We start from the raw sequence: 12,630 nt of genomic DNA, 5'->3' as shown, positions 1-12,630 counted from the left end.
AAAGGAATAACCGGGACCGCCGCCAATGAGTGCCAATCTACTATTAGAACAATTAGATCTCAAAGCCATGCCACAGATTGAAGTGGAAAAAATGCTCAATGTGCTGCTCCTTCGAAAAAGAAAGGGATACAGTCAATTTGAGTTATCTTTCTTGATGGGGCAACGTGATTTTTATGTTCGGGATATAGAAAATCCCAACCACACATTAGTTTATGCCGTTCCTTTCGCTAATATATTCCGACAGATTTTTGACTGCGAGATTCAAGCTATAGTACCAAATATTAACAGTCGCCCCAGTTATTCCATCCGGATATTAGGAGCCACGAACAAAACTGGTAATACCTTTTATCGTGCAGAAAAACAGATCGAAGGTAACGACTGGGAACTGATCACGGAATTCGGAACAGAAGAAAAAAAAATATTGTTAAAATATGAAGAATCCGAGATTTTCGCTAGTGAGGAAGCAGTTGTGAATTGGGTACTTGGTAGGATTGAGGCTGGATATTTCGATGTCGCCAAGAATGCCTTGCAAATCTTTAAAGATTGCTCGGCGGAATTGAACGGAAAAGTTCGACCTCTATTTCTAGCAAATGCACTGAAGAGCTGTAATGGTACAAAAGGTCTCCCTAAGCTCACAAAAGAGAAAGATCGGAATGGGAGGTTTGTTTATGAAAAGGGTGTTAAATGACTTTAAAAATTACTATTAATAGCTTTCGATGGTACAATCTATATTATTATCTGCACGACAATCCGCAAGTCGAATTGATGTCGTTTGTTTACTATTTACAAAAAAGAAATTTTGAACTTTCAGGAATTAATTGATCACGAAATCACCAATCTTCCACTAAGCCATCAGGGGGGATTTATATGGGAACTAGAAAGCAAATTCGAAGCTTTTGCTGAATTGATAGGTCATTCCCACAAATTGAATAAAATAGCAAAGCGGTTTGGAAATTTTAACAATCTAACTTTTACTAATCGCGTCAATATTATTAGAAAAGGTATTATTGATACCCTGAAAGCTTACTACGAAGGAAACCCTAGTAAAGCATACGCGCTCCTTTCTTCGTTCATGAAAAAGGCTGGTGTCAACGAGTTATTGAATAAAGAAAACTTTATCAATGAAGGAACAAGTTTCTTCAGAGCTAGATCCTTATCGGGCTCTAGTGAGCTAAATAATTTAGATTTATTTCATATTCCCTTTCATTTGCGTACGCGAGTGCAATCTCAAAGATTTAGTATTCCCGGGTTGCCCTCACTATATCTCGCAAATTCCATATACGTAGTTTGGGAAGAGCTTGGACGCCCAAGTTTAAACGACTTGTACTCTGTTAAGATATGTAATACAAGAACGCTCCAACTGCTAGATCTTACTACTGATATATTTAGTGGAAAGTATCTACCACATTTTAATCCTATGGTTGGTATTTATTATACCACCTTATGGCCATTAATAGCTGCTTGTTCAGTTAAGGTGTTTTGTCCAGATGATCCTTTTAAACCAGAGTATATAATACCTCAGTTATTACTTCAATGGGTAAATAAAAGCAATATAGATGGTATAAAATATAGTTCCACCAAGATCAATCTTGTTAGAAGTCAACATAAGGGCGTTTTTTATAATATTGTAATACCCACTCGGTCAAATTTGCTTCGTGAAGGTTATTGCCCTCAATTATTAGAACGATTTCATTCAACTCAAGTGTTATCACCTGAAACACGCGACATACTTTCCCCAAACGACAGATGGCCAGATCAAGAAACTATAACGGCTGATGTAAATTGTGAGATAGAAGAAATAGAAATAAATGGTCGACCCCAAGCTTATCATCGGACTACGTTTGGAATTATGGAACATTTACTGAATCACATGGAATTAGAGGGATTTAATTTGTGAAGAAATAGAATTGAATCGCGTCATATATGTAACGTTTTATACATGATGGAATTGCAGATTTTATAGGATAAATTTAATTAGAGAGAGGCATCAAGCATTGGTCTATAGATCTCTATGTTGCATAAAATTAATTCTCTTGTATTAATGGATAAGCATCCTTGGTAAAAGTATTTTGTTCGTTGCCAAATCGCTTATACAAACTGATCCAGTAACGGGATGCTGCATATTCTTTTCTCCAAGGACCTCTTCTTGTTTGGATAGTAAAAATTCGGGATCTTAGAAGTATACAAGTCGTCTTTGCGCGACTAACACATACATAACATAGGCGCTGATCCTCAGCCAAAGCAGTCTCATTTCCTAAATGATAGAAACTTGGAAAATGTTCTTCCTCCATTCCTAAGAGGATAACAACTTCAAACTCTAAGCCTTTTGAACTATGTCTTGTAGTAATAGTGACCTGATCTTCTGGGAACCCCAAATTTGCAAATCGTATTATATTTACATCTTTTAAATTACGGAGTTTGGCTTCATTTAGCAACGCCTCTAAATTTCCTACCTCATTAGGATAAATCTCTGAATCAATTAGTGTATCTTTCAGATCTAAGTTATTGATAATATAAGTTAGCCATTCATAGACGTTAGTTTTGGATATGCTTCCTGACAATACTCTATAAAAGAGTGATTTCAATCGGATATTCTCCCAATTTTCACGAAAATCATGATGGTTATTTACTAGATTTTTCCAGAACTTAAACAATTCTTCAAAAGATTGTGTATTTTTATTGCTACACCATGATGCACAGTCTTGCAACCATACAACAACAGCACTATTCTCAAAACTCCAGTTTACAATGAAAAAAGGAATCTTATGTTGCTGCATGTAATTAGCCATGCTATGAATCTGCGTATTAGAACTTGCAATAATCCCAATTTCGTTTAAAGGAGTACCCTTAACTAATAAATTGGGTATTACTTTTTTTGCCACTACTTCGTATTGCGCCTCCATCTCTTCTTCACACGTAATAAAAGTGAAGTCTGCAATATCATCTTTTCTCTTACCTGCAACGTATTTAGGATAGGGAGGAACGGGGTTTAGTGCCTCGATTGAGGCATCAATAATATGTTGAGAACTTCTATAATTAGAAACAAGCTCAATAGTTTTTATGTTGTCATTTCTGGTAAGTTCCAGTAAAAAATCTGGATATCCTCCATTAAATCCGTAAATAGACTGATTCGTATCACCAACCGCATAAAGTTTTATACCTGCATAAAATACAAGCTCAAGAACCATTTCATGCAAGGCTTTTCCTAAATCTTGATATTCATCTACTAATAACCAAGGGAACTGGCTTCTTAATGTTTCTCGGACATATTCTTGTTCGTTTATTATTTGAGCAGAAAGATTGATAATATTGGTAAAATCAATGAATTCAGTTTCTCTGATTTTTGTTTCATAGATTTCAGCCGCTTTTGCGATTAAATCGGACGACTCCATATTAATCTCACTGCGTCCTTTCAATGAAAGTGATCTGTGTTTATTTATATCGACCAAAGACAAATCTCGATCATTCTCGATATTCAATTCCTGAAGCACAGAATTATAGAGACTCAATTTTATATCATCAGGAAGTATTTTAATAGGATATATTACATTGTATTGGGGATATAAATGTGCAAAAGGTTGGATTACATGCAATAAACTGAAACTATGAACTGTTCCTATGAAATCCTTGCTACTTGGAATATAACCATAACTTTTTAATCTCTTTTTTAGTTCTCTCACAGACTCTCTGCTAAAACTGATACAAGCCAATCCACAAGGTTTATGAATATGGCTTTTGGCAAGCGTTACCGCTTTTAAAGTTAATACACGTGTTTTACCACTACCGGGACCAGCAATAATTACGGAATTCTCCATCGACTGATAAGCTTCATACTGCTTATCGTCCTTTTTTATCAGTTCTAAATCTTGAAAAAACAAACTATTCATAGGAATCTTTGACTTTTTGGACTATCGCTTCGATGCCGTCATTGATATAACCTGGAACCAATTCCGGAATCAATTCATCAGCTAACCGCTGTGCAAAACGCCCTTTACTGATATTGTCTTCTATTTTTTGTAAAGCACCCCAATAGTCTTCTTCACCCAGTCGCTTTTCAAAATTTTTCTGCATTTTGTTACCACCGGGTTTCAATTTATCATAAACTGACTTAAGTACATCTATACCATCTTCGTCTGCATTATCCATCATATCGACTTCGAGTGTATATTTACCTATATAACATCCATTTCCTTTAAAATCTACGTCTTCAACTTTAGTATCCGGTTCAATTATTCCAAGTTCTAAAAGAATATTAAAAATATTCTCCTCTCCTTTATAGTTGTAATCTCGACCTGTATCTTCATCAATTATATGATAAATACGCTTGGTCTTAGGGTTTCCTTCCTCATCGACATATTCTTCGATTTCATAATAATCTCCATCAGTAAATAATACCCAAGGAATGTTAAGGGTATTAAGTAATTGCATATACGGCTTAAAATTCGTTGAATCAATATTACAGACTACAATTCCATAATTATCTAAGGGCTTTTCTATTAAATCTGCGGCGGCAGGAATAAAATATTCTTCTGTAACGCCTTCAGCCAGTATAATTCCTTTACCAAAATAAATTTCACCACGCTTAGCATCAATATATCGCTCAATATCCTTTTTCTCTTTAACGGGAAGAGATAAAGAGACTGTTGAAAAAACTTTACTACTATCATCTACCCTTCGAATATGTACGATATAATTCAGTGGTGTTACGGATGTGATATAGGTAGAATGTGAAGTGAATATCACTGAAGTATTGCTACTGTGAAGAACCTCTCGGTATATCAATCGTTGTAATGTTGGATGTAAATGTGCTTCTGGCTCTTCAACTGCTAAAATTGTAAATGCCTGGTGCCTGTAATTATGTTCATCCATAAAATTGTACAAAGACTCAATGTCATCGTCTTCGATTTCTTTTCTTAAAATATAATTTCCTTTCTCGCTTACCTCATACAATTTGGATAGTATTCCTTTTTCATCCTCAGCCAATAATGATTCAAACTGTTCAGATTTTATTATAGGTAATATCGTTTTATCCTTCAATAAAATAAGCATCAAAGAGATGTAAAGAATATTGGCTAATCCTAAACTTAGTTCAGAAACAGGTCTTTCCTTTAATCCCATATATACCTGCAAGGTGTAGAGTAGCCTTTCTGTATCAATGTCAAACGTTCTTAATGTTATTTGATGGTCGGCTTGAAGCCCGGATAAGGAGGCAAAGCGATTGGAAAGAGTATCTTTTATATGTACAATTTCATCTAATTCCAGAATTCCTTCCGCTGCTTCTTTAAGGGCATCTGATATTTCTTCTAAATGGTCTGTAGATATTTCATATTGTTTAACGAGCTTATATAAAGGGGAATTCCTATTTGATTTCAGTTCTCTTTCAACATCTCTCAATGCTCTTATAACATAAATGTTAATGTAGCTTCGATCCTCATTCGTGAATTTGTGATCTTCATTGTTACCTTTAAAAATAAAGTATTTATAGTTGATTATTTTTCCGAACTCATCTCTATTAGCTACAAACTTGTAAGTAAACCGCAATGTTGGAGGGGTATCTGATATCACAGCATCAACAAATTGTGCTTTAAGTTTACTGTTATGCTCGTAACCCTTGATCTCCAAATTAATCTCAATCTCTTCCCCATTTTCCATTGGTTTATCAATACTATCGTGAAAATCTTCAGGAGTTAATTGTCTATCTGAATCAGAATAGTCTTTGTCCAAAATGAGTTGGATAGCTCTTAAAAAGTTGGTTTTTCCAACATTATTTTCGCCTATGATCACTTGCTTGTGATCTAATGCTACATCAACATCCAAAAAATTTCGGAAGTTTTTTATTTGAACTCTTGATATGTATGGGTTTTTATGCAGTGACATTATTTATGTGTTTAAGATCGGTATCATGAAGAATAATCCTCTTTTTTCCACCTTTTGATAATTTCTTCAAAGTTTACATCTTTCCAGTCTTTATACCATTCATCTTTAAATTTAACCGATTGCGATTTAGGCTGTGGATCTGGTAAATCTAATTTTACGATAGAGGGCATTAAGGTAGCATCTCCTACAATGAGGCATTCTCCAGACCCCAAGTTAGGCAAAATATCAGCAATGGCATTGGAATTTTCCGGCATTAAAGCTTTTACATAACTCTGGTCGTTAACATTAGTAAGTCTAAGGGATATAAAATTGTTGCATTGTGAAAATATTGTTTCGGATACTTCGGACGGTCGTTGGCTGACAACCATTAGACTTAATCCATATTTTCGACCTTCTTTAGCTATTCTTTCAATTGACTTTTTTGACGCCTTATATTCTGCTCCTCCCGTCTTTGGAATATAATTGTGAGCCTCTTCGCAGACTATCATAAAAGGGATATCGTTTTGCTCGTCTTTAGTATGTTTAATTTTGGAATAATGAAAAGCAAAGTCAAATACCAATCTAGATATTAAACTTACTGTAATACTGAGTACTTCAAATGGTATCCCACTTAGGTCGATGATTGTTATGTTTGACTTATCTAAGTATCCAAGAAATTGTTTAAGGACATCGCCAAAATCTGCAGTTTGAAAAGGAGTATTGTTAACCTTTTGTGCATTAAGAATAAAGTGTAACCGCTTATCGGAAAGTTTTGTTTCTAATCTCGACAGGAATCTATTAAACTCACCATGAAATGCTCCGTTAGAGGCTTTGGTCGCTGTTGCTGTAGATTGATTTATGAAATCTACCTTTCCATCAAAGTATTGTTTTTTTTCAACGTCTGTTATTAAGGTGCCGTCACTCAATTTTGGACAGTTTTCGGATGCTAATTTCCCTATTACTTCGTGATTAAGATTCCAGATGTAATTGTAGACCTCATTAATATCAAAATAGACCGGTGTGTCATAATTGACTCTATCCTTTAAAGAGGGGTTGTGTCTTTCTTTATTCAAAATAACCGCTCTTTTGAACTGCGAGACCTGATTATGATGATTATTCTCATTTCCTTCAATAAACAGAGACTCCAATTCCTCAGAATTCATTAGCCAATAAGGCAATTTTAGGGTTTCAGCATCCAATGTATTCAGATTGAATTTCTCGTCAAGGTGTAAGCTAAAAGCAGACTTATATTCGGAATGAATGTCAAATATTATGATGTGTGCATTTTTTTGTTGAGCAACATTTTGATTCTTCTTTTTATCTATTCCTACTGCGTCCTGAAGTATCTTTGCTACTGTACACGATTTGCCGGAGCCAGTAGATCCTACAAGAGCAATATGCTTTCCGAAAAATTTATTTGCATCAATTTTAAGATCAATGCTTTTATTCTGCACAAGCTTTCCAAAAGGGAAATTAAATTCCTTATTAGAATCGTAGATTAGCTTGATGGTGGCGTCATCTACTATATGAACAGGTTCAGTCGGGCTCGGAATAAGGGCGCTGCCACGGTGGAACTCTTCGTTTTCGATATAACCGATGGGTTGGGTCTGAATCAGAAATTTCAATTCTGACCCACTGTCAGAAGAATTGGATTTTATGTTTTGAATTACAGCAACGACCTTATTTAGATTCCCTTCGGAAATTTCCAAATACTTTCCAATTTGAAAATCTTTCTTGTTTGTCTCAAATACTTTTTCGTCTCTTATCTCAACTAAAATGGAATTGGGTGAGCTTTCCAGTACTTTTCCTATTTCTTGCATGCTTGTTATATTGTTTTAGTTAATGATAGCAGATATTTAATTTCATTGATTTCTGGTGTTTTCAGCTTTTCTACATTGCAGCTTATTTTTGTTTCAAGAGGAAAGTCTCTATCTGAGATAAAAAATAAATCGTCAAAATTTGCACGTTCTACGATAGATTCAAATTCATTATCATGATTACACAATTTTAATTTGAATTCAATACTACCACCGTCTTTATACGATTTTATAGGTTCTCTTAAAAAACGAGATATATCGAATGCGCCAGCAACAAGTCCTCTTTCCACATCTATTTTTTTTCCGTTAAGAGCTTTCCATACTTTATTTAATGTTTCCTCTTCAGAAATCAGGCTAAAAACAGGGCACTGATGCAACCTGATTTTATTGTTATATTTTGTGATATAGTCTTGGATCAACAATGGAATTTTGTTTTCAAAGTCATGTATATAATTAGCATCTAGTACGATTGCCCTCCGTCTCCCATTATTATTTAAGGTTTCTCCCAATTGTTTCCTGCGTTGCTTCAAAAACTTTTCATAATTCTGTAATTCCTTAGTCCATCTGCTTATTGCAGTTTTCTTTTTCTTTTTTAATTGCTCTAAAAATGATACTTTCTTAAGCTTCCTTTTCTTTTCATCATGCTGAATGCTTAATTCCGCTATAGCATGTATGGCATTAGGATAGAATATTTCTGTGGCATCTTCTGTGCTGAAACCCTCGTTAGAAAGACATACTATAACTGCTTTCTCAGTGTCAGCGAGTGATGCCCCAAATTCAATTTTAAATCGCTTGAGAAATTCGTCCGTCTGCGTAAAACCTGATAATTCTGTTACGTACGATTTTAAATCCGCAGCTTTTGTTTCTAAAATATTCGCTAGCTCATCCTTGGTCAATTCTTTTTCCGAACCAACCGTCTCATTTGGAAAGTGAGCATGAAGTCTATATTTTATATTTGCAGTTGAGTTTTTTTTGTAGTGGCAGAGCATTTGTAATACGGGTTTATATATAGAAGAGAGTGTAAACTTTTGCTTACTCTCATAATATTTACATTGTATTGCTTCTTGTCCCGTAGGGGTAGTAATGTCTATGTCTTCTACTATTCCCTCAACGGTAATTTCTGAATTGTCTGATAATAACAACAATTTGTGGAACGTTATTATAAATTGGTATATGAACCCTTGTATTGTATAATCTGCAGTTCTGCTCATAATTTTTGTTTTATACTCCCACCACTTCCACCCCACTCTTCCCACTACTCTTTTTACTCACCTTGATCTGTACCGGTATCCGTTCCGTCATTTCCTGTACGTGCGAGATCACTCCCACCTTACGCCCTTGGTTATGCAATCGTTCAAGTGCATCCATGGCAATATTCAGTGTGTTCGGGTCTAATGACCCGAAGCCTTCGTCAATGAACAGCGATTCTACCTTCATCCGACTAGATGAAAGGGAAGCCAGTCCCAAAGCCAGCGCTAGCGATACTAGGAAGGACTCTCCACCCGAAAGGGAATACACGGTGCGAACCTCATCACCCATATCCTGATCAAGCACTTGCAAGCCTAATGTATTTGGGATGCGCTGTAACAGATAACGTTTGCTTAGCATCTCCAAATGGATATTTGCATAACTGAGCAGTACATCTAGGGTATACTCCTGAGCGATCTGCCGGAATTTTTTCCCATCGGCCGAACCGATAATCTCATTCAGTTTGGCCCAGTTTTCTACCACGGCAGCTTTTCTTTCAATCACCTGAATTAATTCACCTATCTGTTTTTTATTAGCTTCGTCTTGCTTTAATCGGAAGCTGATTTCATTCATGGCTCGTTGGTTTTCCTGAAGATTATTCCGAATAGTATTGAACAGTCCCGTTAGAGTCTCTAAATCCCTATCGGACAACTTTTGCTGCTGGTGTTTTTCCAAGGTTATTTCTCGCTCGGCCAACACCGATCGAGCCTGCATCACCGCATCTTCTAGTTGCCTGATAGCTTTCCGCTCATACTCAAGCCAATCTGTTCCGAGTGCCAACAGTCCGTGTAAATCCTCTTGACTAAGATTCGTGTTATTCCGATTGTTGTAATCCACCAGCCAATCTTCGATCTGTTTGCTTAACGTATCGCTTTGCTGCTCGAGTGCCGTTATATCTTTACGACTCTGTTCCTGTTGCGTATGCAGTTTAGTGAACTGTTGCTGTAACTTTTCGGCTTCGGCTCTATGTTGATCTAATTGTCGTTGGGCAAGATCAACGGCTTGTTTTAATTCGGCTTCTACTAGAGTGATTGCTTTGCCTTCAAAAAAACCGTTACGTTGCTGATTCAGTTGGTCTAACAGGGCTCGCTGATCTTGAAAGAGTTGACTTTTCTTCCTTAACTCACCAACAAGGCGCTGGACTATATCTTCTTTTCCTTTGATAGTTGCCGATAATAGATGATAGGCGTTAGTACTTTCTTCCAGTTCTTTTGTTTTTGATTTCCATTGCGCTGCAAATTTATTTATGTGCTCTAAGAAATCGTCTGGATTGTGCTTCCAATTAGCAAACCATGCTTCATTTTGAAAATAATTGGAGAGCCTCTGCTCTACTCCTTCCAAAAGAACTTTTGATTTTTCGGCTTCGTTTCGTTGCTGGTCCAACCGTTCGGCCAAGCTCTGTAGCTTCCGCTCTACATCTTTCTCTTGGTTAGCTAATAAATTGATATCCTTCTCTAATTGCTCAAGCGTTTCCTTTTGTTGAGCTAGCACTGCTTTCTGCTGGTAATAATTACCGATACTTCCCTGTAACTGCGATTGCTTTTCTCTATGCTTGGTTAGCTCTTCTTGCAGCCAATCTGCCTTCTGCTCATCTGCTACTGCCTTACTCGTCTCATAAATAGAAAAGGACTGCCAAATATGGCGTAAGGTCTCCAGTTGCTCTTCTTTACCTTTATACGCTGCTTTTTGAAATTCAACAGCTTTTTTCAGTCGATCAAGAGCTTCCGCTAAGCGGGCCTCCTTGTTTCTTACGGCCTCGTAGGATTGCACGATTTGTTGGTGATCCTCTTCCAATTCGTTCAGTACGTGTTGCAGTTTAGGCTGTTGATCTGCGTAAGGGTGTTCTGTGCTACCGCAAACTGGACAAGCCTCTCCGACCACGAGTTGGCTACGCAAAACCTCCACATTTTCGGATGCCGCCAAACGTGCCTTGTTGAGCATCTTCAGGGAAGTTTCGCATTGAATTTTACCGGTTAGGACGTCCTTGGCCGTTGCCACAAGCTCCGTGTTTGTATCTGTCAGTTCTTTTTCCTGTTGCTGCAAAGCAATTTGGATAGTTTTAAAATCATTTTCGGCTTGAATCAGTAGCTGCCAATGCGCCTTGGCCTCCACTAAGGTTTGAGTCTGTGCATCCGCTACCACTTTGTTTTGCTCCAATTCGCTTAGCGAAATCGCAGCTAGTTCAGATTGCATGGCCTGATAGGCCTGTTGTTGTTGCTCGTGGTTGTTCTCTAGTTCTCCCTGCCTTTTAAAAAGCTTTGCCTGTTCCTGCTCTGCTTGTTGAATTTTCTGTCTATAAATGGCTAACTGATTGGAAGCGACTCGCTCTGCTTCCAGCCACTGCGTAGCATCCGCGAGCTTGGAAACAATCAGTTGGTAATTATCGGCAATTCCCTGTTTTGCGCTATGCTGTATTTTCCATTGTTCCAATTGGCCAATAGCATCTTTTAATTTATTAGCCTCTTGCTTTTGCTGTTCTAGTGCGACCGCTTCTTCCTGCTGTTTTTCCTTGGCCTGTAGAACATCTTCTTCGGCCGCTTTTAGCTGTCTTGTGCGCTCGCTGATCTGTATATCCAAAGCTTTAGCCTCGTCCAATATCGGCTGCGCTCGATCGCGGCTATTTCTTTGATTTTCTAAATGGGCATCAGCCTCTTTTAATAAATCCTTTTGACGTTCTTGTTGCTGTTGAACAATGGATAAATTAATATTGATTTGTGCTAGATTGTTTTTCCGTGTATCGAGCTGACCGTGCACATTTACTAAAGAATCTATCCAGGTACGAGCGGGCTGTACTTGCTCAGCCTGTTGGAGTTTCTTTATACGAGTAGAAGCTGCCTCTTTCGCTTCATATGATAAAGTATACTGCTCGTTAGCTAATTTAAAGTTTTCCTGTAACTGGCTTAACTGCTTATACCAATCGATTTCTTTACCTATGGCTTCCAGTTCTGTTTCTTTTGCTTTAATTGTTAGCTGGTATTCAGCTGCTTTTGCTTCTAAATCGGCAAGTTCTTCTGTAGTGAGTGTGCCCACACCCTCCCTTTTCAGATTTAGTTCACGCAGCTGCTGGAGCGCATCGCGATGCTTTTCAAAAATTTTCTTGGAAATTTCGGAGTAGATATGCGTGCCGGTGAGCTTTTCTAAGAGAGACGATTTCTCATCTTTGCCAGCTTTAAGAAAAGCAGTAAAATCACCCTGTGCCAGTAAAATAGAGCGCGTAAATTGCTCGAAATTGAGCCCCACCAACCGTTCAATCTCGATTAGTAGTTCATTCTTCCGACCGGGGATATCGCTGTCATTACTAATATTTTTAAGGCTAACATTGTAAGCTTGCAAAGCGCCTTCGGCCTTATTGCGTGCGCGCCTGACACTCCAATTGGCACGGTAATGCTCTCCATCAACGCCCACAAAATCGACTTCGGCAAAACCTTCAGCAGTGCCATCTCTCAGGATCCCACGTGCATCGCTCTGATTAATGGCACTGCCCTGCACATCCTGAACTTCTATACCAGATTCTTTGGCTTGTAGGTAACGGGGCGTTTTGGCATAGAGCGCCAAACAAAGGGCATCGAGTATAGTAGATTTGCCCGCGCCGGTAGGACCGGTAATAGCGAAGATTCCTGCTGAACACAACGGCTCTTGCGTGAAATCAATTTCGGTGGTTCCTTCGAGTGAAGCGAGGTTCTGTATGCGTATGGCTAATATCTTCATC

The 12,630-nt window shown here is 37.7% G+C and carries 7 protein-coding genes; 2 read left to right on the top strand and 5 right to left on the bottom strand.

Annotated features, from left to right (window positions below; genetic code table 11):
- Positions 1-25: 25 nt before the first annotated feature.
- Positions 26-688 carry a hypothetical protein gene (locus M1D52_RS09475; protein WP_437392362.1) on the top strand — a complete coding sequence of 221 codons (663 nt, stop codon included), beginning with the start codon at positions 26-28 and terminating at the stop codon, positions 686-688.
- Between the two features lie 111 nt (positions 689-799).
- Entirely contained in the window at positions 800-1,897 is a 1,098-nt protein-coding gene (locus M1D52_RS09470) for a hypothetical protein (RefSeq protein WP_437392361.1), read from the top strand.
- A 127-nt stretch (positions 1,898-2,024) separates the two neighbouring features.
- Here the strand turns inward: M1D52_RS09470 and M1D52_RS09465 are convergent, their stop codons facing one another.
- Genes M1D52_RS09465 through M1D52_RS09445 form a run of 5 tightly spaced genes read right to left on the bottom strand, consistent with a single transcriptional unit; the run spans position 2,025 to position 12,629 of the window.
- On the bottom strand, positions 2,025-3,887 hold the full coding sequence (locus tag M1D52_RS09465; RefSeq protein WP_437392360.1) for a UvrD-helicase domain-containing protein: 1,863 nt from the start codon (positions 3,885-3,887) through the stop codon (positions 2,025-2,027).
- Positions 3,880-5,877, bottom strand: coding sequence for an ATP-dependent nuclease (locus tag M1D52_RS09460; RefSeq protein WP_437392359.1), 1,998 nt, complete (start codon positions 5,875-5,877; stop codon positions 3,880-3,882). Before M1D52_RS09460 ends, M1D52_RS09465 begins: the two co-directional genes overlap by 8 nt.
- Positions 5,878-5,900: 23 nt before the next feature.
- Entirely contained in the window at positions 5,901-7,676 is a 1,776-nt protein-coding gene (locus tag M1D52_RS09455) for an ATP-binding protein (protein ID WP_437392358.1), read from the bottom strand.
- 5 nt (positions 7,677-7,681) lie between these two features.
- The gene (locus tag M1D52_RS09450; RefSeq protein ID WP_437392356.1) at positions 7,682-8,884 is read right to left on the bottom strand and encodes a hypothetical protein; all 1,203 of its coding nucleotides are present in this window, start codon (positions 8,882-8,884) and stop codon (positions 7,682-7,684) included.
- Between the two features lie 10 nt (positions 8,885-8,894).
- Positions 8,895-12,629 carry an AAA family ATPase gene (locus tag M1D52_RS09445; protein ID WP_437392354.1) on the bottom strand — a complete coding sequence of 1,245 codons (3,735 nt, stop codon included), beginning with the start codon at positions 12,627-12,629 and terminating at the stop codon, positions 8,895-8,897.
- Position 12,630 lies beyond the last annotated feature (1 nt).

The sequence above is a fragment of the Olivibacter sp. SA151 genome (assembly GCF_054130995.1).
This window is presented reverse-complemented; position numbering and strand designations above follow the sequence as displayed.